The organism is Pseudomonas sp. SED1, from assembly GCF_034044025.1.
In the GTDB taxonomy this organism is placed as follows: domain Bacteria; phylum Pseudomonadota; class Gammaproteobacteria; order Pseudomonadales; family Pseudomonadaceae; genus Aquipseudomonas.
In genome coordinates, this window is record NZ_JAXCIS010000134.1 from 1 (window position 1) to 25,361 (window position 25,361).

26 protein-coding genes are annotated in these 25,361 nt (G+C 59.5%); 7 read left to right on the forward strand and 19 right to left on the reverse strand.

Annotated elements, in window-relative coordinates; genetic code table 11:
• Positions 1 to 7 precede the first annotated feature (7 nt).
• The 8 genes from rpoS to SNL23_RS16915 form a co-directional block, all read right to left on the reverse strand.
• A complete protein-coding gene (rpoS, locus tag SNL23_RS16880; protein ID WP_063032880.1) occupies positions 8 to 1,012 on the reverse strand; it encodes an RNA polymerase sigma factor RpoS in 1,005 nt (334 codons plus the stop codon).
• A 106-nt stretch (positions 1,013 to 1,118) separates the two neighbouring features.
• On the reverse strand, positions 1,119 to 1,955 hold the full coding sequence (locus SNL23_RS16885; protein WP_076015811.1) for a peptidoglycan DD-metalloendopeptidase family protein: 837 nt from the start codon (positions 1,953 to 1,955) through the stop codon (positions 1,119 to 1,121).
• Between the two features lie 210 nt (positions 1,956 to 2,165).
• Positions 2,166 to 2,801, reverse strand: a complete 636-nt coding sequence (locus SNL23_RS16890; protein ID WP_010176736.1) for a protein-L-isoaspartate(D-aspartate) O-methyltransferase — start codon at positions 2,799 to 2,801, stop codon at positions 2,166 to 2,168.
• Positions 2,802 to 2,842: 41 nt separating this feature from the next.
• Positions 2,843 to 3,592 (reverse strand): 5'/3'-nucleotidase SurE, encoded by a 750-nt coding sequence (gene surE, locus SNL23_RS16895; RefSeq protein ID WP_076015812.1) that lies wholly within the window; start codon positions 3,590 to 3,592, stop codon positions 2,843 to 2,845.
• On the reverse strand, positions 3,580 to 4,638 hold the full coding sequence (truD, locus tag SNL23_RS16900) for a tRNA pseudouridine(13) synthase TruD (protein ID WP_076015813.1): 1,059 nt from the start codon (positions 4,636 to 4,638) through the stop codon (positions 3,580 to 3,582). The genes surE and truD overlap by 13 nt, the downstream gene beginning before the upstream one ends.
• A complete protein-coding gene (ispF, locus tag SNL23_RS16905; RefSeq protein ID WP_318302859.1) occupies positions 4,635 to 5,108 on the reverse strand; it encodes a 2-C-methyl-D-erythritol 2,4-cyclodiphosphate synthase in 474 nt (157 codons plus the stop codon). Before ispF ends, truD begins: the two co-directional genes overlap by 4 nt.
• A gap of 54 nt (positions 5,109 to 5,162) precedes the next feature.
• Positions 5,163 to 6,008, reverse strand: coding sequence for an S-formylglutathione hydrolase (gene fghA / locus SNL23_RS16910; protein WP_318302860.1), 846 nt, complete (start codon positions 6,006 to 6,008; stop codon positions 5,163 to 5,165).
• 8 nt (positions 6,009 to 6,016) lie between these two features.
• Positions 6,017 to 7,129: an S-(hydroxymethyl)glutathione dehydrogenase/class III alcohol dehydrogenase gene (locus tag SNL23_RS16915; protein WP_076015815.1), complete on the reverse strand. Its 1,113-nt coding sequence runs from the start codon at positions 7,127 to 7,129 to the stop codon at positions 6,017 to 6,019.
• A 109-nt stretch (positions 7,130 to 7,238) separates the two neighbouring features.
• Between SNL23_RS16915 and SNL23_RS16920 the strand changes: the two genes are divergently transcribed.
• Both SNL23_RS16920 and SNL23_RS16925 read left to right on the forward strand, forming a co-directional pair.
• Positions 7,239 to 8,132: a LysR substrate-binding domain-containing protein gene (locus SNL23_RS16920; protein WP_076015816.1), complete on the forward strand. Its 894-nt coding sequence runs from the start codon at positions 7,239 to 7,241 to the stop codon at positions 8,130 to 8,132.
• A gap of 39 nt (positions 8,133 to 8,171) precedes the next feature.
• Entirely contained in the window at positions 8,172 to 11,258 is a 3,087-nt protein-coding gene (locus SNL23_RS16925; RefSeq protein ID WP_318302861.1) for a membrane-targeted effector domain-containing toxin, read from the forward strand.
• Between the two features lie 9 nt (positions 11,259 to 11,267).
• Here SNL23_RS16925 and ispD read toward each other — a convergent pair whose 3' ends face one another.
• From ispD to SNL23_RS16975, 10 genes are all read right to left on the reverse strand, one after another.
• Positions 11,268 to 11,975: a 2-C-methyl-D-erythritol 4-phosphate cytidylyltransferase gene (gene ispD, locus SNL23_RS16930; RefSeq protein WP_318302862.1), complete on the reverse strand. Its 708-nt coding sequence runs from the start codon at positions 11,973 to 11,975 to the stop codon at positions 11,268 to 11,270.
• Complete coding sequence (ftsB, locus tag SNL23_RS16935; RefSeq protein WP_003219292.1) at positions 11,972 to 12,250, reverse strand: cell division protein FtsB; 279 nt, start codon at positions 12,248 to 12,250, stop codon at positions 11,972 to 11,974. The genes ispD and ftsB overlap by 4 nt, the downstream gene beginning before the upstream one ends.
• Positions 12,251 to 12,422: 172 nt before the next feature.
• Entirely contained in the window at positions 12,423 to 13,712 is a 1,290-nt protein-coding gene (eno, locus tag SNL23_RS16940) for a phosphopyruvate hydratase (protein ID WP_076015818.1), read from the reverse strand.
• A 157-nt stretch (positions 13,713 to 13,869) separates the two neighbouring features.
• Positions 13,870 to 14,715 (reverse strand): 3-deoxy-8-phosphooctulonate synthase, encoded by an 846-nt coding sequence (gene kdsA / locus SNL23_RS16945; RefSeq protein ID WP_318302864.1) that lies wholly within the window; start codon positions 14,713 to 14,715, stop codon positions 13,870 to 13,872.
• A gap of 5 nt (positions 14,716 to 14,720) precedes the next feature.
• Positions 14,721 to 16,352 carry a CTP synthase gene (locus tag SNL23_RS16950; protein ID WP_076015820.1) on the reverse strand — a complete coding sequence of 544 codons (1,632 nt, stop codon included), beginning with the start codon at positions 16,350 to 16,352 and terminating at the stop codon, positions 14,721 to 14,723.
• A 273-nt stretch (positions 16,353 to 16,625) separates the two neighbouring features.
• Entirely contained in the window at positions 16,626 to 17,945 is a 1,320-nt protein-coding gene (tilS, locus tag SNL23_RS16955; protein ID WP_318302865.1) for a tRNA lysidine(34) synthetase TilS, read from the reverse strand.
• Between the two features lie 103 nt (positions 17,946 to 18,048).
• The gene (locus SNL23_RS16960; RefSeq protein WP_318302867.1) at positions 18,049 to 19,275 is read right to left on the reverse strand and encodes an RNA polymerase sigma factor; all 1,227 of its coding nucleotides are present in this window, start codon (positions 19,273 to 19,275) and stop codon (positions 18,049 to 18,051) included.
• Complete coding sequence (locus SNL23_RS16965) at positions 19,272 to 19,754, reverse strand: SRPBCC family protein (protein ID WP_017475945.1); 483 nt, start codon at positions 19,752 to 19,754, stop codon at positions 19,272 to 19,274. Before SNL23_RS16965 ends, SNL23_RS16960 begins: the two co-directional genes overlap by 4 nt.
• 30 nt (positions 19,755 to 19,784) lie before the next feature.
• A complete protein-coding gene (locus tag SNL23_RS16970) occupies positions 19,785 to 20,129 on the reverse strand; it encodes a YciI family protein (RefSeq protein ID WP_076015823.1) in 345 nt (114 codons plus the stop codon).
• Positions 20,130 to 20,171: 42 nt separating this feature from the next.
• On the reverse strand, positions 20,172 to 20,591 hold the full coding sequence (locus tag SNL23_RS16975) for a YybH family protein (RefSeq protein ID WP_167665509.1): 420 nt from the start codon (positions 20,589 to 20,591) through the stop codon (positions 20,172 to 20,174).
• Positions 20,592 to 20,737: 146 nt separating this feature from the next.
• Between SNL23_RS16975 and SNL23_RS16980 the strand changes: the two genes are divergently transcribed.
• Genes SNL23_RS16980 through SNL23_RS16995 form a run of 4 tightly spaced genes read left to right on the forward strand, consistent with a single transcriptional unit; the run spans position 20,738 to position 23,390 of the window.
• Positions 20,738 to 21,238, forward strand: coding sequence for a GNAT family N-acetyltransferase (locus SNL23_RS16980; RefSeq protein ID WP_318302868.1), 501 nt, complete (start codon positions 20,738 to 20,740; stop codon positions 21,236 to 21,238).
• Between the two features lie 58 nt (positions 21,239 to 21,296).
• Positions 21,297 to 21,551 (forward strand): helix-turn-helix domain-containing protein, encoded by a 255-nt coding sequence (locus tag SNL23_RS16985; RefSeq protein ID WP_076015826.1) that lies wholly within the window; start codon positions 21,297 to 21,299, stop codon positions 21,549 to 21,551.
• Complete coding sequence (locus tag SNL23_RS16990) at positions 21,544 to 22,752, forward strand: type II toxin-antitoxin system HipA family toxin (RefSeq protein ID WP_076015827.1); 1,209 nt, start codon at positions 21,544 to 21,546, stop codon at positions 22,750 to 22,752. The genes SNL23_RS16985 and SNL23_RS16990 overlap by 8 nt, the downstream gene beginning before the upstream one ends.
• A 32-nt stretch (positions 22,753 to 22,784) precedes the next feature.
• Positions 22,785 to 23,390 (forward strand): pyridoxamine 5'-phosphate oxidase family protein, encoded by a 606-nt coding sequence (locus SNL23_RS16995; RefSeq protein ID WP_318302869.1) that lies wholly within the window; start codon positions 22,785 to 22,787, stop codon positions 23,388 to 23,390.
• A 46-nt stretch (positions 23,391 to 23,436) separates the two neighbouring features.
• Here the strand turns inward: SNL23_RS16995 and SNL23_RS17000 are convergent, their stop codons facing one another.
• Complete coding sequence (locus SNL23_RS17000) at positions 23,437 to 23,922, reverse strand: GyrI-like domain-containing protein (protein WP_167665503.1); 486 nt, start codon at positions 23,920 to 23,922, stop codon at positions 23,437 to 23,439.
• 196 nt (positions 23,923 to 24,118) lie between these two features.
• Here SNL23_RS17000 and alaC point away from each other — a divergent pair, with 196 nt between their 5' ends.
• Positions 24,119 to 25,336 (forward strand): alanine transaminase, encoded by a 1,218-nt coding sequence (gene alaC, locus SNL23_RS17005; RefSeq protein ID WP_076015830.1) that lies wholly within the window; start codon positions 24,119 to 24,121, stop codon positions 25,334 to 25,336.
• Positions 25,337 to 25,361: the final 25 nt, after the last annotated feature.

The window sequence follows — 25,361 nt, forward strand, 5'->3', positions numbered from 1 at the left end:
GCGTCGTTTACTGAAACAACGACTCACTCGACAAGCCATTCTTCTCCAGGATCTCGCGCAAGCGCTTGAGACCCTCTACCTGGATCTGCCGCACCCGCTCACGGGTCAAGCCGATCTCCAGGCCAACATCCTCCAGGGTGCTGCTTTCGTGGCCGCGCAGCCCGAAGCGGCGAATCACCACCTCACGCTGTTTGTCCGTCAGCTCCGAAAGCCACTGGTCGATGCTTTGCGACAGATCGTCGTCCTGCAGCAGCTCACAAGGGTCCGTAGGACGATCATCAGTCAGGGTGTCCAGCAGGGTTTTATCCGAATCCGGACCCAGCGAGACATCGACTGAAGACACCCGCTCATTGAGACCGAGCATGCGCTTGACCTCTCCCACCGGTTTTTCCAGCAGGTTGGCGATTTCTTCAGGCGAAGGTTCATGATCGAGTTTTTGTGTCAGCTCACGCGCCGCCCGAAGGTAGACGTTGAGCTCTTTGACCACATGGATCGGCAACCTGATCGTGCGGGTTTGATTCATGATCGCCCGTTCGATGGTCTGACGAATCCACCAGGTGGCGTAGGTTGAAAAACGAAAACCCCGCTCAGGGTCAAACTTCTCCACCGCCCGGATCAAGCCGAGATTGCCTTCCTCGATCAAGTCCAACAGGGACAGCCCACGATTGACGTAGCGTCGGGCGATTTTCACCACCAGCCGCAGGTTGCTTTCAATCATGCGCTTGCGCCCAGCCGGATCGCCCTTTTGCGACAAGCGCGCAAAAAAGACTTCTTCTTCGGGTGTGAGCAGAGGGGAAAAGCCGATTTCATTGAGGTACAGCTGGGTCGCGTCGAGCGCCCGTGTGTAATCAATGTACTTGTGTTGCTTTAACGCGGTGGAGTTCTTGGATTTGGTGCGAACTGAAGGTACAGCAGGTCCCTCATTCGACATCGATTCCGTAGCAATGCCGGTCTCCATAAGGAGAACCTCATCGTCGATGTCAAACTCCGGCGCTTCTTTACTGAGAGCCATTGTTATAGTCCTTTGGTGAGTTCGACCTCAAGCTCAAGCGACGCCTTTATCCTTGGCAACGCTGGAGCCTGTTCCTTCTACGCGAGGGAACAGGCTGTGCAACACATCAACGACGGGGAAGGAATTGCAGCGGATCAACAGGCTTCCCTTGGCGGCGAATCTCAAAGTGCAGTTTCACCCGGTCTGTACCAGTTGACCCCATCTCGGCAATTGTCTGTCCGACCTTGACCTGCTGCCCCTCCCGAACCAACAGCCTGCGGTTGTGACCGTAAGCACTGACGTAGGTATCGCTGTGTTTGATGATGACCAGCTCGCCGTAGCCCCGTAAACCACTCCCGGCGTACACCACTGTCCCATCAGACGCAGCTAAAACAGGCTGTCCCAAATCTCCGGCGATATCAATGCCTTTATTCAAACTACCGTTTGAAGAGAATTTTCCAATAAGAATGCCATTTGAAGGCCATCCCCAACCGGTAGGCGCAGGCCCTGCAGGCGGCATCGGCGCAGGTGCCGGCTTGCTCGCAACGCCAGGCGCGGCGGTGCCTGCAGGCCGGGTGATGATTGTGGTTCTGCTCGACGACGATGGCGAAGAAGCCGTGTTTGTGACGACAGCGGTCGGTGTTGAACCGGTACGCCCATCGAAACGAATGGTCTGACCTGGATGTATCGTATAGGGCACAGGAATATTGTTACGAGCAGCAAGCGCCTTGTAATCCCATCCATAACGGAAAGCGATCGAGAACATCGTATCGCCCTTGCGAACGACATATTGCCCGGTAGTAACGGTAGGTTTTTGCGGCACCGCATTATTGCGGTCGACCACCCGTGCACCACCGGATGGCGTGCTTGAACAAGCCGCCAGCAAGGAACTCAAGACAAGGCCAATCACCAGTCGCTGAAAGCTTGTTTGACTCATACGCTGTGCAATGACCGTGAGACTCACCCGCCGCTCCCTTTGTGGTGGCTGACTATGAACGCCTGTATCAGGCTTGAAATATGACGCAAGTATAACTGGCCGTTGGGTTTTTACTGGAAACACGATTCTAAAGAAATTTTCATCATGTTTAATTCCCACGGCGGGTCACGTTGACTCAATAGACCCCGCTGTAAGACACATACCCGGCAATAGAATTCAGTACCCAGGAATAATTGATCAGGCCAGCGGGCCGTTAAGCAACGGGACAAAACGCACGGCGCCGAGCACATGCCGGGAAAAGCCTTCTTCCTCGCGAATGATCAACATCAATTGTTGCACTTCGCCGGAGCCCACCGGGATCACCAGGCGCCCGCCCGGAGCCAGTTGATCGAGCAACGCCTGGGGCACGTCGGTCGCCACCGCCGTGACGATAATGCCGTTGTACGGCGCCAGCGCCGGCCAACCTTCCCAACCATCGCCCCAGCGGAACACCACGTTGCGCAGATTCAACTCCACCAGGCGTTCCTTGGCCCGGTCTTGCAACACCTTGATGCGCTCCACGGAAAACACCCGCTCAACCAGCTGCGACAACACGGCCGTCTGGTAGCCGGAGCCGGTGCCGATTTCCAGCACCTTGTCCAACGGGCCCGCCGCCAGCAACAACTCACTCATCCGCGCCACCATATAAGGCTGGGAGATGGTCTGGTTGTGGCCGATGGGCAGTGCTGTGTCTTCATAGGCACGGTGCGCCAGGGCTTCATCGACAAACAGATGCCGCGGGGTACGCCGGATGACTTCCAGCACCTGGGCGTTGGATAGCCCTTCTTCATACAGCCGCTGGATCAATCGCTCGCGGGTGCGCTGGGAGGTCATCCCGATGCCCCGGCGCAGCAGGTCGTCTTGTTCGCGCGCCATCAGAGCACACCCTCCAGCCAGCCATCGAGACTACTGAAGGCATCACTGAAGGTGCGATCAAGCTGCAACGGAGTAATCGAAATATAACCTTGCATCACCGCATGAAAGTCCGTGCCTTCGCCGCCGTCTTCGGCATCGCCGGCAGCGGCAATCCAGTAACCTTCCTTGCCACGCGGGTCCACCACCTTCAGCGGTGACGCGGCGCGGGAACGGTGGCCCAGGCGGGTCAGCTTGAAGCCGCGAATATGCTCAAAAGGCAGGTTCGGGAAGTTGACGTTAAGCACCGTACGCGGCGGCAAATCCAGGCTGTGATGGGCCTCCACCAGCTTGCGGGCGAAATAGGCCGCTGTCTCCAGGTTGTCCAACTGACGCGACGCCAGCGAAAACGCGAACGAGGTCCGGCCCAGGAAGCGCCCCTCAAGGGCCGCCGCAACGGTACCGGAATACAACACGTCATCGCCCAGGTTTGCCCCCAGGTTGATCCCGGAAACCACCAGGTCCGGCTCCTCGACAAGCAAGCTGTTGATCGCCAGGTGCACGCAGTCAGTCGGCGTGCCGTTCACGCTGATAAAGCCGTTGGGCAACGTCTGTGTGTGCAACGGACGGTCGAGCGTCAGCGAACTGCTGGCGCCGCTTTTGTCCTGGTCCGGGGCAACCACCACGCACTCGGCGTAATCTGCCAGCGCAGCATGAAGCGCGGCAAGGCCGGGTGCGGTGACCCCGTCGTCGTTAGATATCAGAATACGCATGGGCTGTCCGTCTGCCCCACCGGCACCAGATCTACAAGCTCGCGCACCAAGACAGTGGCGAAGCATCCAGCCGGCAGGACGAATTCCAATTGCAGAATGTCAGGTTCGGGATAATGCCACGTCAACCCGCCAATGGGCAGTCGAAGAATGCGACGTTCCTGGCTCATGCCGGCATTCACCAGCCAATCCCGCAGGTCGGGTTCACCCTCGGCGATGGCCTGTTCCAGAGCGAAGGTTGCCCCCGACGCCGGCGAATCACCTTCGCCCCACTGTGGACCGGTGGGATGCACGTCGAGAATCGCCAGGCGCGGGTCGCTGCATTCAGCCTCCCCCGCCGGAAAAAAACTGCGACTGTCGGTAAACGCCAACAAATCGCCGACTTGGGCACGCTGCCAGGAACCGTCGGCCACTCGCGCCGCCAGCACTTTATTGAACAAGAAGCTGCGCGCGGTGGAGAGCAGCCGCGAACGCACATTGCGCTGCTCCGGCAAGGCCTTGCGCGCGGCCCAGTCGCGGGCATCGACGACGTTGCCACCGTTATGACCGAAACGCTGGGCGCCGAAATAGTTGGGGATGCCTTGCTTGGCGATCAGTTGCAGGCGCGCGTCGATGGCCGCGGCATCGCCGGCAAACTGGGTCAGGCGCAGGGTAAAGCCATTGGCCGAATGCGCGCCGCGCTGCAGCTTGCGCTTGTGACGGGCGATCTTGAGGATCTTCAGGGTCTCGTTTTCCGCCCCGCTGAGGTCCGGATCAGCCTTGCCCGGCAACTGCACGCTGAACCACTGGCGCGTCAGCGCCTGGCGGTCCTTGAGCCCGGCGTAGCTGACGGTGCGCAACGGCACGCCCGCCGCCTTGGCAATCCGCCGTGCCGCTTCTTCGGTATTCAGGCCGCGCTTTTCCACCCACAACCACAGGTGTTCACCCTCGCCGGTCAGCGGGATATCCAGCACTTCATCCACCTGGAAATCTTCAGCGGTGGCCTTCAGAACAGCGCTGCCCAAGGCTTCGCCATAGGCACGCGGGCCCAGCAGTTGCAGATCATTCATGCGCGCAGCAACAAGGCAACGGAGTGCACGGCAATGCCCTCTTCGCGACCGGTAAACCCGAGCTTTTCGGTGGTGGTGGCTTTTACGTTCACTTGATCCAACTCAACTTGAAGATCCGCGGCAATCAGCGCGCGCATCGATTCGATATGCGGGGCCATCTTTGGCGCCTGGGCGACGATGGTGTTGTCGACGTTGCCGACCTTCCAGCCCTTGGCGTGGATCAAACCGACCACGTGACGCAACAGCACGCGGCTGTCCGCGCCCTTGAAGGAAGGGTCGGTGTCCGGAAAGTGCTTGCCGATGTCGCCCAATGCCGCGGCGCCGAGCAAGGCATCGCTCAAGGCATGCAGCACAACGTCGCCGTCAGAGTGAGCCAGCAACCCATGGTGGTGCGCGATCCGCACGCCGCCCAGGGTGATGAAATCGCCTTCGGCGAAACGGTGCACATCATAGCCGTGGCCAATACGCATAAAAAAACGCCCCGATTTAATTCAGGGCGTGATTCTACCTACTTTTGCCTCACATTAACCGAGCAAAGCGCTCGCGTGATGGCGTAAATGGTCTTCGATGAAGCTGGCGATAAAGAAGTAGCTGTGGTCATAGCCCGGTTGCAGGCGCAGCTCCAATGGATGGTTGGCCGCCCTGGCCGCTTTCTGCAAGGCTTCAGGCTTGAGCTGCACGGCCAGGAAATCATCGCGATCGCCCTGGTCCACCAGCAGCGGCAGCTTTTCCGAGGCTTCGCTGATCAACACGCAGGCATCCCATTCGCGCCACTTCGAGCGTTCTTCCCCGAGGTAGCGGGAGAACGCCTTCTGGCCCCAAGGGCAATCCATCGGATTGTTGATCGGCGAGAACGCCGACACCGACTGATAACGCCCCGGGTTGCGCAAGGCACACACCAGTGCGCCGTGACCGCCCATGGAGTGGCCGCTGATCCCGCGCTTGGTCGACGCCGGGAAATGCGCCTCGACCAATGCCGGCAATTCCTGCACCACGTAGTCATGCATCCGATAGTGCTGGGCCCAGGGTTCCTGCGTAGCGTTCAGGTAGAAGCCGGCGCCCAGGCCGAAGTCCCAGGCGTTGTCCGGATCACCCGGCACACCGGGGCCGCGCGGGCTGGTGTCCGGCGCAACGATGATCAACCCCAGCTCGGCCGCCATGCGCTGGGCGCCGGCCTTCTGCATGAAGTTCTCATCGGTGCAGGTCAGCCCCGACAGCCAGTAAAGCACCGGCAACTTGCCGCCCAGCTCCGCTTGCGGCGGCAGGTACACGGCGAAGGTCATGTCGCAACCCAGCACGTCGGAATGATGCTTGTAGCGTTTATGCCAGCCGCCGAAGCTTTTCTGGCACGACAGGTTTTCCAGACTCATGGCCGACCTCAGAAGTGAATGACGGTGCGGATGCTCTTGCCTTCATGCATCAGGTCAAACGCCTTGTTGATATCTTCCAGGCCCATGGTGTGGGTGATGAAGGTATCCAGCGGGATTTCGCCGGTCTGGGCCATTTCCACGTAGCTTGGCAATTCGCTGCGACCCCGCACCCCACCAAATGCCGAACCGCGCCAGACGCGACCGGTGACCAGTTGGAACGGACGGGTAGCAATTTCCTGGCCGGCACCGGCGACGCCGATGATCACCGACTCGCCCCAACCTTTGTGGCAGCACTCAAGGGCCGCACGCATCAGTTGGACATTGCCGATGCACTCGAAGGAAAAGTCGACGCCGCCATCGGTCAAATCGACGATCACGTCCTGGATCGGGCGGTCGTAGTCTTTCGGGTTGATGCAGTCGGTGGCGCCCAGTTGCTTGGCGATTTCAAACTTGGCCGGGTTGATGTCGACGGCAATGATGCGACCGGCCTTGGCTTTCACCGCACCGATCACCGCCGACAGGCCGATGCCGCCCAGGCCGAAGATGGCCACGGTGTCGCCCGGCTTGACCTTGGCGGTGTTGATCACTGCACCGATACCAGTGGTGACGCCACAGCCCAGCAGGCAGACTTTTTCCAGCGGCGCTTCTTTAGGAATCTTCGCTACGGAGATTTCCGGCAGCACGGTGTATTCGGAGAAGGTCGAGGTGCCCATGTAGTGGAAAATCGGCTGGCCCTTGTAGGAAAAGCGCGAAGTACCGTCGGGCATCAGGCCTTTGCCCTGAGTGGCGCGAATCGCCTGGCAGAGGTTGGTCTTGCCCGACAGGCAGAATTTGCACTTGCCGCACTCCGGGGTGTACAGCGGGATCACGTGGTCGCCCACCGCCACCGAGGTCACGCCTTCGCCGATGGCTTCAACCACGGCGCCGCCTTCGTGGCCGAGGATCGACGGGAAGATGCCTTCCGGGTCCGCACCCGACAATGTGTAGGCATCGGTATGGCACACACCGGAAGCAACCACCCGCAACAGCACCTCGCCGGCCTTGGGCATGGCCACATCCACTTCAACGATCTCGAGGGGTTTCTTGGCTTCGAAGGCTACGGCCGCGCGGGACTTGATCATCCGGTTTCTCCATCGGGTTAAAAACGTAAGACCGACAGTGTAAAACATGCTCATCTGATGAATAATCCAGACAAAAGCAAAACATTATTGCCGTACAGGGATAATCAGCATGCTGGAAAACCGTTGGGAAGGCATTGACGAGTTCGTCGCCGTGGCCGAGTGCAGCCAATTCACCGCGGCCGCCGAGCGCTTGGGTGTGTCGTCGTCCCATATCAGCCGCCAGGTCGCGCGGCTGGAAGAGCGGCTGCAAACGCGGTTGCTCTATCGCAGCACGCGCAAGGTAACGCTGACCGAAGCCGGCCAGACCTTCCTGCAACATTGCCAGCGTTTGCAGGACGGTCGCGAAGAAGCCTTGCGCGCCGTAGGCGACCTGGCCAGCGAGCCTAAAGGCATGTTGCGCATGACCTGCGCGGTGGCTTACGGCGAGCGGTTTATCGCGCCTCTGGTGACGCGGTTCATGGGGTTGTATCCACAACTCCGCGTGGACATCGAGCTGACCAACCGCCAACTCGACCTGGTCCACGAAGGCCTGGACTTGGCCATTCGCCTGGGGCGTCTAGCCGACTCGCGGATGGTCGCCAGCCGCCTGGCGCCCAGACGCATGTACCTGTGCGCCTCGCCCGCCTATCTTGAGCGCTATGGCCGCCCCCACAGCTTGTCGGAATTGAGCCGGCACAACTGCCTGATCGGCAGTTCGGATATCTGGCAACTGGCACAGGATGGGCGGGAGTTTTCCCAAAGGGTCCAGGGAAACTGGCGCTGCAACAGTGGGCAAGCGGTGCTGGACGCAGCATTGCAAGGCACCGGGCTCTGCCAGTTGCCAGACTATTACGTACTGGAATCCTTGCAAAGTGGCACCCTGGTTTCGCTGCTTGAAGCTCACCAGCCGCCGAACACCGCGGTGTGGGCGCTGTATCCGCAGCAACGCCATCTGTCACCGAAAGTCCGCAAGCTGGTGGACTTCCTTAAAGAAGGCCTGGGCAATAACCCGGTCTATCTCTAGGTGTCGGCCGCATATAAGTAACGCCCGCTCGATACGGTATTGCCTGCAAATATGCGCTGCCCCACAGCGCCAAAAGGCATACCAATGAACCCCAAAGCTACGCAGCTCCAACGCATCAATCACTTCATCCGCAAGGTTCTGAATGACTTCCCGGTACCCGCCGAAGTCGCCGCCCGGTTAATTCGCGAGGGTGCTCAGCCTCTCAGCCAGGAAACCCTGGAACCTGACGCGCTGCTGCTGACCACCCTCGAGTACAACACCGATGATCCACACGCGCCCTTTAGCGCCGCGATCGTCCAATCCATGACACTGACCGAGGCGATGATTTGCAGCGCACCTGTCGCCCCCGGCGGGATGGTCAATACCACCGGTTTTTCCACCATCGCACCGTACTTCAAGGTTGTCAGCGAGCTACCGCGCCTGATGGATAACCGTATCCCGGCCATGTTCAACGAAGAGTTCATTGCCGCAGGCTGGATCCCACCGATGCGTTATGAGGCGATCTACCACAAGAGCCATCCCCAGGTGTACGACCGCCGTACCCAATCAGACATCGTGCCCAAGGCCTTCAGAGACTTCGTGCGCGTCAGCCACTTCGATACGGCCTACGACAAGGCTTTACAGGCCTTCTGGGGCAAGCACCTGAAAAACTACAAGACGCTGATGCGTACTGCGTTTATCGAGGCATACCTGAATCAGGCCGCAGAACTGACACTGACCCTGGGCGAGGCGCAGTTGGCGGCCAGGGCGGCAGGCATGCCGGCCGACAAGGACCTGAGCAACCTGACGCTTGAGGAATTGCAGGCACCCTACCGTCCTGACAACACCCTTGATATGCGGCTACTGCGCATCCATAACGCCGAAGCGACCGCCATCCTCACTATCACGGATAAGCAAAGCCAGGTCACATTGCTGTACATCCCGGGTAATTCTTCGCCGTTCCACGGGTTCAACAATCCCGCATCCCTGAGGAAGTGGCTGGTGGGCGCAGCCAAGAACGCTACGTTACGCAAAGCCTTGGTGGCCTATTTTGACCCGGACACCGTCGACTCCGGATATATCTACAGCGGCGTGGAGGAAGCGTTGATAGGTATGAGCCTGTTTCCTGAACCCGCCCCGGCATCCGGTTTGTTCAACCGCCTGCTGCACAACGACTATTGGGACCCTGAGCAATACATCAACAACCCGACTTACCCGGCACTGGGCGGCGACCCTTTCGACTTCATGGCCCGCCAGGTACGGGCAAGCATTACAAAGAGGGCGGCAACTACCGTCACCTCGCCCCTGGATATTCGCAAAGCCGAGACCATAGATGCCCTGGAAAAAGCTTGCTTGTTGGCGATTCCCATTTCATTGGCGATGGGCACCGCCTTGCTGGCGGAGTTTTGCTTTATAACCTCCGGCTCCGTTGAGATGGCGATAGGTGCGGACGACGCGATCAAAGGTAAACCACGTGGCACCGAACGCATTGCGTTTGGTGCCTTGAATGCATTGCCGTTGGTGGTCCACGGTATCGGCAAAGCCGTCACTTCACTGAACAAAATCCGCGCCAGGCTGGGCAAAGCCGTTCGAGAAGCCGACGGCCAGATCAGTGTGAGTACGCTACCAGCCGCCAACGTCATTGCCGAATCTGTCGGGCACACGCTGGCACCGGCTCATCACCCCAGCGGGCTGCAGGTCGTAAAGATCAACGGTGACTCGTTCATGACCTATAAAACGCCAAATGACTGGGGCCTTTTCGAGCTTTTCATCAGTGACCCGGCAGACCCGCGACGTATCCAGTCGACCGGGCTGTATGCCATCCAAAGCCCTGACCTTCAATGGCGCCGGGCAGGATTGAGTGGTGGCGCACCTTTTCGTAATGCCTGGCAAAAAATCTACCGGCTGTTTGGTGGCGCCGCCGATGTGACCTTTTACAGCGCTTACGAAATGCCCACGTCAATGCGCGACACCCTTGCCGGGATGTTGCATGACAGCAGTAAATTTACCGAAGAGTACGAACCGCTTGGCCCAGGCCTGCAATCGTTCAAAGCCACTCGCAACCTGTTCTTCGAAAAGAGAAAAAAACTCGCGCAAGACGCCACGACGTTTTTCGATTCGCGCCCCTTTTCGCTCCTGAGACCGCCGCTGCCGAGCTTTGCATTGAGCGAGTCGCAACCAGGCATCATCGAAAAGCTCTTCGACGTCAGTGATGGCGTGGTCGTGGGCGAGAGCCACGGTGACCTGGCGAGCAAGGCATTCCTGATCGACAACATGCACACACTCGCTCGCCAAGGCGTCAAGCGCCTGTACTTCGAGCATCTACTGACGGACGTGCATCTGCCGTTATTGAAAGCGTTCTACAGGGCCAAGGGCACGCCAATGTCCGATGAACTCAAAGACTACCTAAAGGCAATCTACCCGCCGCTCAGAGACACTTATTACTCGTTTCAAAACGTCATCATCAAGGCCCGAGACGCCGGGATCAAAATCCAGCCCATCGATTGCACGGCCAGTTACATGATCAAGGGCATGCCCAACGCCGATGGCACCCTGCGCCAGCAGTTGATGAATTTTTATGCCGCCGAGGTAATTCAATGGTTCCAGACGACCAAACGTCGCCCGGGAAAATGGATTGCACTGGTGGGTAACAGTCATACCAATACCTTCCGAGGCGTCCCGGGACTTGCCGAGTTGACCGGAAGTATTGGCCTGCGCGTCAAAGACACAACGGATGGGGTGCGGCTGGGGATTGAGGTTGATGCGGGATCCTCGTTAAGCCTCGGCATCGGTAGGGGTGATGCGACGGTCAAGGCCGATTTAGTTTTGCGGGTAGACCCCAATACGCTGCACCGAACTCCGTTGGGGCAACCCGGGCCTTCACACAGTCAAGTGGCAAAGACCCCACAAACTCAACTGATCCGACCGGGGCAATTCCTGCTGTCGGCAGCCCGCGAAGACATGCCGGCGCAGATCCAGTATCGGGCACGGCGCGGCGACATCCAGACCTTCACGGTCAACCAGCAAGGAGAGACGTTTTCCATCGCTGCTCGGGGCTGGGCCCTCGACAATCAGCCATTCAACAGCGTCAGGGCACTGGTGGACGGGCTGAAAGCGCAGCCCGGATTTGTAGAGGTCAGAGACTGAGCCCCGCAATCAGGACTGGAAAGCCCGCCGTTGGCGCAGCCATTCAAGGTCTTCCGGGCGGGTGACCTTGAGGTTGTCAGATCGGCCTTCGATCAGGCGTGGTGCGTGCCCGGCCCACTCCATGGCGGAAGCTTCGTCGGTAATCACAACATCCGACACCAAGCTGTCAGCCAGGGCCCGATGCAAGGCGCCGAGCCTGAACATCTGCGGGGTGTAGGCTTGCCAGATCTGGCTGCGATCAACGGTTTCCAGCACGCGACCCTGCTTGTCGACACGCTTGAGGGTGTCGCGGGCCGGCACCGCCAGCAGCCCGCCGACGGGATCGCTGGCCAGCTCACCGAGCAATTTGTCGAGGTCGTCGCGACTGAGATTGGGCCGGGCTGCATCGTGCACCAGTACCCAGTCGTCATCGCTGGCGCCCTGGCCATGCAGGTACAACAAGGCATTGAGGACCGAGCCCGAGCGCTCTTCGCCGCCGTCCACCCGCGCAATGCGTGGGTCGGTGGCGCAAGCCAGGCTCGGCCAGTAAGGGTCGTCGACAGCGAGACTGACCACCAGCCCCTTGAGCCCCGGATGATCAAGGAAACAGCCAAGGCTGTGTTCGAGAATAGTGCGCCCGCCCAGCTGCAAGTATTGCTTGGGACGGTCCGCGGCCATACGGGCACCCACGCCCGCGGCAGGAATCACGGCCCAGAAGGCCGGTGACGAAAGGCTCATTGGGCCAACTGGTAGAGGGTCTCGCCCTCCTTGACCATGCCCAACTCATGGCGAGCCCGCTCTTCAACGGTCTCCATGCCTTTTTTCAATTCAAGCACTTCGGCATCGAGCACGCGATTGCGCTCCAGCAACACCTCGTTTTCGGCGTGCTGTGCGGCAATTTGCTGGGTCAGTTCGGTGACCTGCGCCAAGCTGCCATTCCCCACCCATAGGCGGTACTGCAGGCCAGCCAGCAGCAAGAGCAAGACGAGGAACAACCAATTGGGACTGCGCATCGAATATCGGGTATCCAGTGAAAAAAGACAGCCATGCAAAAACTTTTGAAGCAACTGATAGCACGAAGCCTGGAATAACCAGGCTTGTGCTTGATAGCCATGAGATTAGCGCCGAAATTCACGCTGCCGTGATTTTTCCGACGTAATCCGCTGACCTTTTACCATTTAACAATCAGCCGCGAAACTCGCTGCGACCGTTGTACTTGGCTTTGCTGCCCAGTTGCTCTTCGATACGCAGCAATTGGTTGTACTTGGAAACGCGGTCGGAACGGCATAGGGAACCGGTCTTGATCTGCCCTGCCGAGGTGCCCACAGCCAGGTCGGCAATGGTCGAATCTTCGGTTTCGCCGGAGCGGTGGGAGATCACGGCGGTGTAGCCCGCAGCCTTGGCCATCTGGATGGCTTCCAGGGTTTCGGTCAGGGTGCCGATCTGGTTGAACTTGATCAGGATCGAGTTGGCGATCTTCTTGTCGATGCCTTCTTTCAGGATCTTGGTGTTGGTCACGAACAGGTCGTCGCCTACCAGTTGGATCTTCTCGCCGATCTTGTCGGTGAGGATTTTCCAGCCAGCCCAATCGGACTCGTCCAGGCCATCTTCAACGGAGATGATCGGGTAGCGTTCGGTCAGGCCCTTCAGGTAGTCGGCAAAACCTTCGGAGGTGAATACGTGGCCTTCACCGGACAGGTTGTACTTGCCGTCTTCGTAGAATTCGCTGGCCGCGCAGTCCAGGGCCAGGGTCACGTCGGTGCCCAGCTTGTAGCCAGCGTTGGCCACGGCTTCGGAGATCACTTTCAGTGCATCTTCGTTGGACGCCAGGTTCGGTGCGAAACCACCTTCGTCACCCACTGCAGTGCTCAGGCCACGGGCCTTCAGTACAGCCTTGAGGTGGTGGAAAATCTCGGTGCCCATGCGCAGGCCTTCGGAGAAGGTCTTGGCGCCAACCGGCTGCACCATGAATTCCTGGATGTCGACGTTGTTATCAGCGTGCTCGCCACCGTTGATGATGTTCATCATCGGAACCGGCATCGAGTAAACACCCGGGGTGCCGTTCAGGTTGGCGATGTGGGCGTACAGCGGCAGGTCCTGGTCCTGCGCAGCAGCCTTGGCGGCAGCCAGGGACACGGCGAGGATGGCGTTGGCGCCGAGGCTGCCTTTGTTTTCGGTACCGTCGAGCTTGATCATCGCGTGATCGAGGGCTTTCTGGTCCAGAGGATCCTTGCCCAGCAGCAGGTCACGAATCGGGCCATTGATGTTGGCGACTGCCTTGAGTACGCCCTTGCCCAGGTAACGGCTCTTGTCGCCATCACGCAGTTCCAGTGCTTCGCGGGAACCTGTGGAAGCACCGGACGGCGCGCAGGCGCTACCGATGATGCCGTTATCGAGAAGCACGTCGGCTTCGACGGTAGGGTTGCCACGGGAGTCGAGAACTTCACGACCTTTGATGTCGACGATTTTTGCCATTGTTGTAAACACTCCAAAGTTGACGAAAACGACGCAGCTGAAGGAAATCTTTTGACCGACCGCAAGGGTGGAACAACAGGGCAGGCTTGCAGGCGACAAGGCTCAGGCCCGCAGGCCTGAGCGTAAAACGAGGGAAAGTCTACCGGAGAAACGACGCTTACGCGGTCTCTACCGTCGGAAAACTCTTGACCAGGTCATCCAACTGCTTCAACTGGGCCAGGAATGGCTCCAGCTTGTCCAGGCGCAGGGCGCATGGACCGTCGCACTTGGCGTTATTCGGGTCTGGGTGAGCTTCCAGAAACAGGCCTGCCAGGGACTGGCTGATGCCGGCCTTGGCCAAGTCCAATACCTGGGCACGGCGCCCGCCAGCGGAATCGGCACGACCACCGGGCATTTGCAGCGCGTGGGTCACGTCGAAGAACACCGGGTATTCGAACTGTTTCATGATGCCAAAACCGAGCATGTCCACCACGAGGTTGTTGTAGCCGAAGCTAGAACCACGCTCGCAGAGGATCAACTGGTCGTTGCCCGCTTCCACGCACTTGTTCAGGATGTGTTTCATTTCCTGGGGTGCGAGGAACTGGGCTTTCTTGATATTGATCACAGCGCCGGTCTTGGCCATGGCGACCACGAGGTCGGTCTGGCGCGACAGGAAGGCCGGCAACTGGATGATGTCGCACACCTCGGCGACCACGGCAGCCTGCTCAGGCTCGTGGACGTCGGTGATGATCGGCACGCCGAAGGCTTGCTTGATGTCCTGGAAGATCCGCATGCCTTCTTCAAGGCCCGGGCCGCGATAGGAGGTCACGGACGAACGGTTGGCCTTGTCGAAGCTGGCCTTGAACACGTAAGGGATACCGAGTTTCTCGGTCACCTTCACGTACTCTTCACAGACCTGCATCGCCATGTCGCGGCTTTCCAGCACGTTCATGCCGCCGAACAGCACCATGGGCTTGTCGTTGGCAATCTCGATATCGCCTACGCGAATGATCTTCTGGGCCATCAGGTTTACGCCTTCTTCTGATGTTGCGTCAGTGCTGCTTTAACGAAGCCGCTGAACAACGGGTGGCCGTCGCGCGGGGTCGATGTGAACTCCGGGTGGAACTGGCAAGCCACGAACCATGGATGATCCGGTGCTTCAACCACTTCAACCAGTGCGCCATCACCGGAACGACCGGAGATTTTCAGGCCGGCTTCCATGATTTTCGGCAGCAGGTTGTTGTTCACTTCGTAGCGGTGACGGTGACGCTCGACGATCACGTCCTTGCCGTAGCAATCGTGAACCAAGGACCCCGGCTCCAGCAGGCAATCCTGCGCGCCGAGACGCATGGTGCCGCCCAGGTCGGAGGTTTCAGTACGGGTTTCGACGGCGCCGGTGGCATCTTCCCACTCGGTGATCAGGCCCACGACCGGGTGGCCGCTGGTGCGATCGAACTCGGTGGAGTTGGCGTCTTTCCAGCCCATCACGTTACGGGCGAACTCGATGACCGCCACTTGCATGCCCAGGCAGATACCCAGGTACGGCACCTTGTTCTCACGAGCGTACTGGACGGCAGTGATCTTGCCTTCCACGCCACGCAGACCGAAGCCGCCCGGAACCAGGATGGCGTCAACACCTTCCAGCAGCGCAGTGCCTTGGTTCTCGATGTCTTCGGAGTCGATGTAGCGCAGGTTGACCTTGGTACGGTTGCTGATGCCCGCGTGGCTCATCGCTTCGATCAGCGACTTGTAGGCGTCCAGCAGTTCCATGTACTTGCCGACCATGGCGATGGTGACTTCATGCTCAGGGTTGAGCTTGGCGTCGACCACGGCTTCCCACTCGGACAGATCGGCGCCACCACACTGCAGGCCGAAACGCTCGACGACAAAATCATCCAGACCCTGGGAATGCAGGATGCCCGGAATCTTGTAGATGGTGTCGGCGTCTTCCAGGGCAATCACCGCACGTTCTTCAACGTTGGTGAACTGGGCGATCTTGCGACGGGACGCGATGTCGATCGCGTGGTCGGAGCGGCACACCAGCACGTCCGGCTGCAGGCCGATGGAACGCAGTTCCTTGACCGAGTGCTGGGTAGGCTTGGTTTTGGTTTCGCCGGCGGTGGCGATGTAGGGCACCAGTGTCAGGTGCATCAGCATCGCGCGCTTGGCGCCGACTTCGAAACGCAACTGGCGGATGGCTTCGAGGAACGGTTGGGACTCGATGTCACCTACGGTGCCACCGATCTCGACCATCGCCACGTCGGCATCGCCTGCACCCTTGATGATGCGGCGCTTGATTTCGTCGGTGATGTGCGGGATCACCTGGATGGTTGCACCCAGGTAGTCACCACGGCGCTCCTTGCGCAGCACGTGCTCGTAGACACGGCCGGTGGTGAAGTTGTTGTTCTGGGTCATGGTCGTGCGGATGAACCGCTCGTAGTGGCCCAGGTCCAGGTCGGTCTCGGCGCCGTCGTGAGTGACGAACACTTCACCGTGCTGGAACGGGCTCATGGTGCCCGGGTCAACGTTGATGTACGGGTCCAGCTTGAGCATGGTGACCTTAAGTCCCCGCGCCTCCAGGATGGCCGCCAATGAAGCGGAGGCAATGCCTTTCCCCAATGAAGAAACAACACCGCCCGTGACGAATATGTAGCGCGTCATGAAAAACCCTAGAAGTCTGCGTTAAAGCGGTCCGAGCCGCCGGGGAAAGCGAAGGAAGGCCGAAGCCCCCGATCACCTGCATTAATCACAGTGCACCTTTCAAAAAAACCGCCGCGTTGTGACAGACCAGCAATGAAGCACCGGTACGTTGATCGCTACACATTTTTTGGAATCGCCCAGCAAAGACTGCTTGGTAATCGGCAACTGCTGCGATTCAGGCGAATCCACAGAAGTTGTATCAAGAAGGGAGCGTAGTCTACCGGAAAGGCTCTATCAGCTCAAACCTTGATCGCAGGTTGGTGGCATCCAATGTAATTGCCAGCCGGTACCGCCACCTGCCGCAAGCCCCGGCAGGTTGGCCACAGCCAGCAATTGTTGGCCCTGATACAGCAGCGGCAATCTGCCACGGATGAAGCCTGGCACCGCGCGTTCATTAAGCAACCGCTTCAGGTCGCGCCGGCCCCGGCCTGGCAATTCCATGATTTCGCCACCTTGGCGATAGCGGATGCACAAAGGGCCTTCGGGCGCGCTGCCACTGAAATGCAGTTGGCCGTTACCGGGTAACTGTAGTGGGTTTTGCGGCTGTGGCCAGCTCACCGATGCGTCAGAAAATTCCGACCAACTGGCGGGTAACCACCAGATATGCGCACCGCAACGGTGCAATTCACCGTCGGCCAGACGCCACAGCGGCTGTGCATCGTGTTTGGCGTCGCGCAAGGTCGCCCAGCCGGCCCAGTGCTCGCTGTCGGGCAAGCGCGTCAGCGGTGTCAGCCAGTGCCTAAGTGCGTTGCGCTGGCGGGCCTCGGAGAGCGTGGCTAGTGGCTCAAGGGTCAGCGACGGCAATGCCAGCCAGGGAAATGCCGGAGGCTGACTGGCGGCCAGCAGGTCCATTTGCGCCAGTTCGTCGAGCAAGCCCTGGGCTTCGCTCAAATGTTCGGCGCTGCGGGCCATGGTGCTGACGGCTTGGGGCCAACGTTCAGTCAGGTGCGGGAAAACATGGTGGCGCAGGTAATTGCGGGAGAAACGCGGGTCGGCGTTGGACGGGTCGTCGATGCAGTCCAATTGGTGCTCGCGGGCGTAGGCTTCCAAGTCGGCGCGGGAAACATCCAGCAAGGGCCGCACCAGGTAGCCTTCTGCGAGTGGGCGCTGTGCAGGCATCGCCGCCAGTCCGCGCACGCCAGCGCCACGCAACAAGCGAAACAGCAAGGTTTCGGCCTGGTCGTCGCGGTGCTGGCCTGTGATTAGCAACTCCTCTGCCCCGGTGACCTCGGCAAACGCCTGATACCGTGCCTCACGGGCCGCGCGCTCCAGGCTTGCGCCAGGCTGCACCTGCACGCGGATCACTTGCAGGGGAACGCCAAAGGCGTCGCAGATGGACTGGCAATGCGCCGGCCACGCGTCAGCCGCAGCTTGCAGACCATGGTGAACATGGATAACGCTGAGTGGCGGGAGTTTGTCGGTTTTGGCCAGAGTGACCAGAAGGTGCAGCAGGACGGTGGAGTCGAGGCCGCCAGAAAAGGCAATATGCCAGGCCGGGGCGTTGCGCCAAGGGGCAAGGGTTTGCAGGAGTTTGGCGATTAAGGTGGGCTTCATAGCAAAGTACGTCATCAATCTGGAATGCGATAACCCAGCATACACAAAGCAAATGTGGGAGCGAGTAACCCCGCGCCCACATTTAGATCTCCAGCGCCTGCCGCTATCTGAGTTCAGCCAAGCGCCGCTCCATAAAGCGCTTTTCCGGTTCTTGCCGGGTCAACGCCAGCGCCCGCTCAAATGCCAGCCGTGCCTCCTCCACCCGCCCCAGCCGCCGACAAAATTCGCCCCGTGCCGAGTGCGCCAGGTGGTAGTCGACCAACTCCCCCCGCGCCAGAATCCCATCCACCAACTGCAACCCCGCCAACGCGCCATCGCGCATCGCAACGGCCACCGCGCGATTGAGCTCGATCACGGGCGATGGCACCGCCCCGAGCAACACGTCATACAGCCCAACGATCTGCGGCCAGTCGGTCTCGTCAGCGCTCGCCGCCTCGGCATGCACCGCCGCAATCGCTGCCTGCAGGCTGTAGGGCCCGAAGCGGCGTGTGGTCAGGGATTTCTCCACCAGGGCACATCCTTCAGCGATCAGCGAAGCGTCCCACAGTGAACGGTCCTGCTCATCCAGCAACACCAATTCACCGCCGGCCGAGGTGCGTGCCGGGCGCCGGGATTCGTGGAGCAACATCAGCGCCAGCAGGCCCATCACTTCTGGCTCCGGCAACAACTCCATCAGCAATCGCCCCAGGCGAATCGCTTCACGGGTCAGGTCGTCACGGGTCAAGTCGGCGCCCGTAGACGCCGAATAGCCTTCGTTGAACACCAGGTAAATCACCCGTAGCACACTGTCCAGGCGCTCGGGCAACTCTGCCAGGGACGGCACTTGATAGGGGATTTTTGCTTCGCGGATCTTGCCCTTGGCCCGCACGATACGCTGGGCGATGGTGGCCGGTGTGGCGAGGAACGCCCGGGCGATTTCCTCGGTGGTGAGGTCGCAGATCTCACGCAAGGTCAGCGCCGCCTGGGCATCCGCCGCCAGTGCCGGGTGGCAACAGGTAAAGATCAGGCGCAGGCGGTCGTCTTCCACGTCTTCAGCGCTCCAGTCGGCTTCTTCCAATTCATCAGCCTGAGCAAGCAACTGGTTCTGGTGCGCGGCAAACCGGGCCTGTCGGCGCAAACGGTCGATGGCCTTGAAGCGCCCGGTGGAGACCAGCCAGGCCCGGGGATTGTCGGGTACACCGTCTTGCTCCCAACGCTCGACCGCAACGAAGAACGCCTCGTGCAAGGCTTCTTCAGCGAGGTCGAAATCGCCGAGCAGGCGAATCAGGGTCGCCAGGATGCGCCGCGATTCGCTGCGATAAACCGCTTCGACCCGGGCCTGCACCGTCAATCGCGCAAGCCTTCGGTCACCAGCGTCACCAGCCGATCGAGGCTTTGGCCCCAGCCCTCGTGAAAGCCCATGGCTTCGTGGGCCTGCTTGGTTTCGGCGCTCCAGTGCATGGCACGGGCGGTGTAGAGGGTCTTGCCGTCGACGTCTTCAAAGGTGACTTCGGCGGTCATGAATGGCTGGCCCGAAGGAATCCAGCCGGGGGTGAACGCATCGGTAAACACCAGCCGACTGGGCGCGGTGATTTCGAGAAAAACGCCCTGGGTCGGGTACTCGCTGCCGTCGGGCGCGCGCATCAGGGTGCGAAATTGCCCACCGACCCACAGGTCCATTTCGCACTCGGGGGTGGTCATGCCGTGTGGGCCCCACCATTGCTGCAACAAGGCAGGCTCGGTCCAGGCACGGAATACGCGACTGCGAGGTGCGTCGATCAAGCGACTGATGGACAGTTCAAATTCGGCGGGCTTGGGTTGATTGCTCATGGGTCAACCTCCTGGATTTTATTGTTGTGATCAGAGATTCAATTCACGCACAGGGCGTACTTCCACACTGCCGACCCGGGCGGCCGGAATGCCACCGGCCACCTGGATCGCTTCATTCAGGTCCTTGGCCTCGATCAGGTAAAACCCGGCGAGCTGCTCCTTGGTTTCGGCAAACGGCCCATCGGTGATCGACAGCTTGCCGTTGCGCATGCGCACGGTGGTGGCGGTGGTCACCGACTCCAGCGGCTCGGCGGCGAGCATCCGCCCGCTGGCCTGCACAGACTCAGCATAGGCAAAGCACTCCGGGTCCTTGGGACTGTCGGGCGAATCGTGCAGCACCTGTTCGTTGCTATAGATCAGGCAGAGGTATTTCATGGGATTCTCCGTTTTCGGACAACTGACTATAGTTCGCGGCGATCAAGGTTTCAGGTCGAACAGACCGGCGCCGGTTTCCATGTCGAACGGTGTCGACCAATGCTCATGCACCACTTTCCACTCGCCGCCAATGCGCTGGTAGCCGGCGCTGACGCGCATCCAGCAGGTCTTGAGTACGCCGTCGGGCCCGGTGCCACCACAGTGCGCGAGCCAGTGGGCAAAGGCGCTGTTATCGGCGGCGACGATATGCATCTCATGGAAGTCAAAAACCCCGGGGCCCGGGCAGAACTCCATGCACGCTTTCCAGTGCGCCTGATAGGCGGCCTTGCCCTTGAACTGCAGTGCGCTAACGGCGTCGAACGCGACGATATCGTCGGCGTAAAAGCTGACAATCTTCTCGACATCCTTGGCGGTGACGGCCTGTTTCCATTGTTCGATCAAGCTGCTGATTGCGGTGCTCATGGCGATACTCCTTGCGGGAAAAATCACTGAAGACACCCTTAGTCGACTGGGATATCAGCCAATCGACAGTGCCGCAGAAAATAATTGCGATGACCGCAAACCCGCTAGAATCCGCGCTTCTTTGTAGGATTTCGGATGCTACGCCGATGGAAACCCGCCTCGTCGCCTATCAGACGTTGACTGCCCTGCAACAACAGCAACTCAACGCCCTTGAAGTGCACCCCGAACAACTGGGTTTTTCCGGCGATATCTACTGTGCACTGAACACCCTGTTGGTCAATCCGAATCCCGGCGTGGCGGGTTTTGCGTTACTCGCCGACGAGATTCCCGTCGCGTTCCTGCTGCTCAAACGCCCGCCGTGCCTGCCCCACTGGGCGGATGAGCACAGCGCGACGCTGCATGCGTTGCAAGTTGACCGCCATCAACAGGGCCAAGGGTTTGGCAAAGCCTGCCTGCAGGCCCTGCCCGCCGCCGCGCGCCTGGTTTGGCCGCAGATTAAAGCGCTGGAACTGTCGGTGGACACGGACAATGTGGCGGCGATGGGGCTGTATTTGCAGCAGGGCTGGGTGGACAGTGGGGAGGCGTATAAGGGGCGGGTTGGGTATGAGCGCCGGTTGGCGTGGGTGTTTTGTGCCGAGGCACCTTGACAGCGCCGAAATGTAACGTATACATAACTTATCAATGTAAATGTAATGGTTACGAGACATGGACTCTTCTGTCATCACCCAGAGAATCGGCAGCCAAGTGCGCACCATGCGGCTCAACCGAGGCTATAAACAAGCGGAATTGGCGCGTTTGGCGGGCGTAACTCGGCAAAAACTGATTGAAATCGAGCAAGGCAGCCCAACGGTCTCCATGAATGCCTACGCTCGAGTGATTGCCGCCTTGGGCAGTGAAATAAAATTGGTACCTGCCACCATGCCAACGCTGGAAGAAGTGGAGGACTTGTTCAATGAATAGCCCGAAGCTTCAAGTTCATACCCCTCAAGGCGCCAGCGGCAGCGTCTTCACCAGTGCAGGCGACTATCTTTTCCGCTACGGCGATAACGCACTACCACCCAGCGCACTCAGCCTGGTAATGCCCGTTCGCGCAGATGAATACCGCCGACGAGAGCTACATCCGATATTCCAGATGAACCTGCCAGAAGGGTTTGTGCTGGAGCAGCTTCGCAATCGCCTTGCCAAGACAGTGAAGGTAGACCCGATGTTGCTGCTGGCATTGTCTGGTAGCAGTGCGCCTATCGGTCGCGTCTTCGTTTCCTCGGACCAAGTCAATGAGCTGATTCAGCGCAACGGGGCTCCGTCGACGGGAGAAAACCTGGACGAAATTCTCGCCTGGGACGGGGCGGAAGATCTTTTTGCTGACCTGGTAGATCGCTACATCCTGCGAGCAGGAATTTCCGGTGTTCAGCCCAAGGTGCTGGTGCCGGAAAAGCCACAAACCCCAGAGCAGAAATTCACTTCAAAAACCAACGATCTGATCATCAAAAGTGGGCGCGACGAATTTCCGGGATTGGCCATCAACGAATACCTGTGCATGTCCATTGCCAGAGATGCAGGCATACCCGTGCCGCCGTTTTACCTGTCGCAGAATCATAAGCTTTTCATCATGCGGCGCTTTGATCGGGATGAGCAGGCCAACCCCTTGGGCTTCGAAGACATGACCACGCTGATGGGCCTGTCTGCAGAACAGAAATACGGCAAGAGCTACAACATGATCGCCAAAGCCGTACGCGTTTACTGTTCGATTGAGCATGAACGCAGTTCTCTCGACCAACTGTTCGACAGCGTGGCCTTGAGTTGCATAGTGGGCAATGGCGATGCCCATCTGAAGAATTTCGGCCTGCTGTATAGCGACCCGATCAAGAGCGATGCCAGGCTTGCACCGGCTTACGACATTGCCAATACCACCGCCTACATTCCCGAGGACGCTCTGGCTCTCGACCTGGCCGGCAATAAATCTTTCTTTGCCTCACGTCTGGGTATCCTGGAGTTTGCTGGAATCTGTGAGGTGGAGAGACCCGAGGAGCGAATCCGGGCACTGCTCCAAACCCTTGAGGTTGTTCTCAAGCGTGAAGACGATTACTGCCGACAAGCCCCTAATGTTGCACAAGCTATACGGCAATCGGCGCAAGGCTATCAGCGCAGCTTCGGTGGCTGACACATCACCTGACCGATCGATAAGGAGTCCCAATGCTCACCACGCTGGAACAACTCGAAACCGTCTACGGCCTCCCCCACGAACGGGCCGTGCGCAAGGAAATCCCGTTTCTCAACGAGGATTACCAGGCCATGGTCCGCGCGTCGCCCCTGGTGGTGGTGAGTTCGTCCGGCCCGGACGGCATCGATGGTTCGCCCCGTGGCGATGTGCCGGGGTTTGTGCGAATCATCGACGAGCGCACGTTGGCGATTCCGGATCGGCCAGGGAATAACCGCCTCGATACCCTGCGCAATCTGGTGGTGGACCCGCGTATAGCGTTGCTGTTCATCATCCCGGGCATTGGCGAGACGTTGCGGGTCAACGGCCGGGCGCAGATTTCCATCGAACCCGAGTTGCTGGAGAGCTTTGCGGTGAATGGCAAAGCGGCCCGGTCGGTGATTCTGGTGCAGGTGGAGTCAGCGTATTTTCATTGCTCCAAAGCCTTTGTGCGTTCCGATTGCTGGAACCCGGAAAAGCATCTGGACCGCTCGGCACTGCCCAGCGCCGGGGCGTTTCACAAGCGTTTGAATGACGGGGCGTTCGACGCCGAAGCCTATGACCGCGAGATGCCGGAGCGGGTCAAGGCCACGTTGTATTGAGAGGCTGTTGCAGGAGCGAACGTGCTCGCTCCTGCCAGTGGTGCGGTTATGCGGATTCGGCGTTGATCGGTATCCAGATTTCTACTGACCCCGTGCCTTTCTCCACATTGAAGTCGGCGCTGTAGCGCTCGAAATCGGCCCCGACCACCTTGTACCCGGAGCCCGGCAGCCATTCGAACATGATGCGTTCGTAGGTCTGCGCCAGCGCCTGCACCGGGCCATAGTGCGGGAATACGGCATAACGATGGGCCGGGATTTCAATCGACTGGAAATTGCTCGGTACATCGCCCTTGGCCGGTACTTCAACGCCGGCCAGGTAGTCGAATTCATCGTGCTTGGCGTTGTAGCAGACGCCGTAGGTCACGCCGCCAACGCGCTTTTTAATCTCTTTGAAGCAGCTGTCGAACAGCTCCCACAACTTGGGAATGTCCCCCAGCGTGGCTTTCGAATAACGCCCGTGCACACCCGCGATCACCAGGGCCTTGCCCTCTTCCATGCGCGGCTGTAACGGCAGTTTTGTCTGTTGATCCATCTGAACAGTCTCCTTCTTATGAGGGAACAAACCCGCGTCGAGTATAGGGGCATATCCCCGTCGCACTCCAAGCAGAAATTTTTCCCACAGCGTCTGGACAATTGGCCATCATCGACCGTATTGTCTGCCCCGCAGGCCACCGCAGTGGCCGACGTCGCTCGGACGGTTCCGGGCGCTTACGTATTTCGAGGCAACAATGGCCGACCAAGGTTCGCCGCGCCGCTTTGCGCGCATAGATCGACTCCCCCCTTACGTGTTCAATATCACTGCCGAGCTGAAGATGGCTGCGCGTCGGCGCGGCGAAGACATCATCGACTTGAGCATGGGTAACCCTGACGGTGCCACTCCACCGCACATCGTGGAAAAAATGGTCACCGTCGCCCAGCGCGAAGACACCCACGGTTACTCCACTTCCAAAGGCATTCCACGGCTGCGCCGGGCGATTTCGCGCTGGTACAAAGATCGCTATGAAGTGGACATCGACCCGGAAACCGAAGCCATCGTGACCATCGGTTCCAAGGAAGGCCTGGCGCACTTGATGCTGGCCACCCTGGACCAGGGCGACACGGTGCTGGTGCCCAACCCCAGCTACCCGATTCACATCTACGGTGCCGTGATTGCCGGCGCCCAAGTGCGTTCGGTGCCGCTGATTCCGGGCGTGGATTTCTTCGCGGAACTGGAACGCGCGATTCGCGGCTCGATTCCCAAGCCGAAAATGATGATCCTCGGCTTCCCGTCCAACCCGACCGCGCAGTGCGTGGAACTGGACTTCTTCGAACGGGTGATCGCCCTGGCCAAGCAGTACGACGTGCTGGTGGTGCATGACCTGGCCTACGCCGACATCGTCTACGACGGCTGGAAAGCCCCTTCGATCATGCAAGTGCCGGGCGCCAAGGACATTGCGGTGGAGTTTTTCACCCTGTCCAAGAGCTACAACATGGCCGGCTGGCGCATTGGTTTCATGGTGGGCAACCCGGAATTGGTCAATGCCCTGGCGCGGATCAAGAGCTACCACGACTACGGCACCTTCACCCCGCTGCAAGTGGCGGCGATTGCTGCGCTGGAAGGCGATCAGCAGTGCGTGAAAGACATTGCCGAGCAATATCGCCAGCGCCGTAACGTGCTGGTGAAGGGTCTGCATGAGCTGGGCTGGATGGTCGAGAATCCGAAGGCATCGATGTACGTCTGGGCGAAAATTCCCGAAGCGTATGCCGCGATGGGGTCGCTGGAGTTTGCCAAGAAGCTGCTGCTTGAGGCGAAGGTGTGTGTGTCGCCGGGGATTGGTTTTGGTGAGTATGGGGACGATCATGTGCGCTTTGCGCTGATCGAAAACCAGGACCGGATTCGCCAGGCGGTGCGGGGCATCCGGGCGATGTTCCGGGCAGATGGGCTGGTCAAGAAAGCTGACGCCTGACCCGATCTAACGGTAGAAACCTAAT

Excerpts from the sequence above, each read along its gene's own strand:
- rpoS (WP_063032880.1), bottom strand. The coding sequence starts at position 1,012 with ATGGCTCTCAGTAAAGAAGCGCCGGAGTTTGACATCGACGATGAGGTT.
- SNL23_RS16890 (WP_010176736.1), bottom strand. The coding sequence starts at position 2,801 with ATGACCTCCCAGCGCACCCGCGAGCGATTGATCCAGCGGCTGTATGAA.
- surE (WP_076015812.1), bottom strand. The coding sequence starts at position 3,592 with ATGCGTATTCTGATATCTAACGACGACGGGGTCACCGCACCCGGCCTT.
- truD (WP_076015813.1), bottom strand. The coding sequence starts at position 4,638 with ATGAATGATCTGCAACTGCTGGGCCCGCGTGCCTATGGCGAAGCCTTG.
- ispF (WP_318302859.1), bottom strand. The coding sequence starts at position 5,108 with ATGCGTATTGGCCACGGCTATGATGTGCACCGTTTCGCCGAAGGCGAT.
- fghA (WP_318302860.1), bottom strand. The coding sequence starts at position 6,008 with ATGAGTCTGGAAAACCTGTCGTGCCAGAAAAGCTTCGGCGGCTGGCAT.
- SNL23_RS16915 (WP_076015815.1), bottom strand. The coding sequence starts at position 7,129 with ATGATCAAGTCCCGCGCGGCCGTAGCCTTCGAAGCCAAGAAACCCCTC.
- SNL23_RS16920 (WP_076015816.1), top strand. The coding sequence starts at position 7,239 with ATGCTGGAAAACCGTTGGGAAGGCATTGACGAGTTCGTCGCCGTGGCC.
- ispD (WP_318302862.1), bottom strand. The coding sequence starts at position 11,975 with ATGAGCCTTTCGTCACCGGCCTTCTGGGCCGTGATTCCTGCCGCGGGC.
- ftsB (WP_003219292.1), bottom strand. The coding sequence starts at position 12,250 with ATGCGCAGTCCCAATTGGTTGTTCCTCGTCTTGCTCTTGCTGCTGGCT.
- eno (WP_076015818.1), bottom strand. The coding sequence starts at position 13,712 with ATGGCAAAAATCGTCGACATCAAAGGTCGTGAAGTTCTCGACTCCCGT.
- kdsA (WP_318302864.1), bottom strand. The coding sequence starts at position 14,715 with ATGGCCCAGAAGATCATTCGCGTAGGCGATATCGAGATTGCCAACGAC.
- SNL23_RS16950 (WP_076015820.1), bottom strand. The coding sequence starts at position 16,352 with ATGACGCGCTACATATTCGTCACGGGCGGTGTTGTTTCTTCATTGGGG.
- tilS (WP_318302865.1), bottom strand. The coding sequence starts at position 17,945 with ATGAAGCCCACCTTAATCGCCAAACTCCTGCAAACCCTTGCCCCTTGG.
- SNL23_RS16965 (WP_017475945.1), bottom strand. The coding sequence starts at position 19,754 with ATGAGCAATCAACCCAAGCCCGCCGAATTTGAACTGTCCATCAGTCGC.
- SNL23_RS16970 (WP_076015823.1), bottom strand. The coding sequence starts at position 20,129 with ATGAAATACCTCTGCCTGATCTATAGCAACGAACAGGTGCTGCACGAT.
- SNL23_RS16975 (WP_167665509.1), bottom strand. The coding sequence starts at position 20,591 with ATGAGCACCGCAATCAGCAGCTTGATCGAACAATGGAAACAGGCCGTC.
- SNL23_RS16980 (WP_318302868.1), top strand. The coding sequence starts at position 20,738 with ATGGAAACCCGCCTCGTCGCCTATCAGACGTTGACTGCCCTGCAACAA.
- SNL23_RS16985 (WP_076015826.1), top strand. The coding sequence starts at position 21,297 with ATGGACTCTTCTGTCATCACCCAGAGAATCGGCAGCCAAGTGCGCACC.
- SNL23_RS16990 (WP_076015827.1), top strand. The coding sequence starts at position 21,544 with ATGAATAGCCCGAAGCTTCAAGTTCATACCCCTCAAGGCGCCAGCGGC.
- SNL23_RS16995 (WP_318302869.1), top strand. The coding sequence starts at position 22,785 with ATGCTCACCACGCTGGAACAACTCGAAACCGTCTACGGCCTCCCCCAC.
- SNL23_RS17000 (WP_167665503.1), bottom strand. The coding sequence starts at position 23,922 with ATGGATCAACAGACAAAACTGCCGTTACAGCCGCGCATGGAAGAGGGC.
- alaC (WP_076015830.1), top strand. The coding sequence starts at position 24,119 with ATGGCCGACCAAGGTTCGCCGCGCCGCTTTGCGCGCATAGATCGACTC.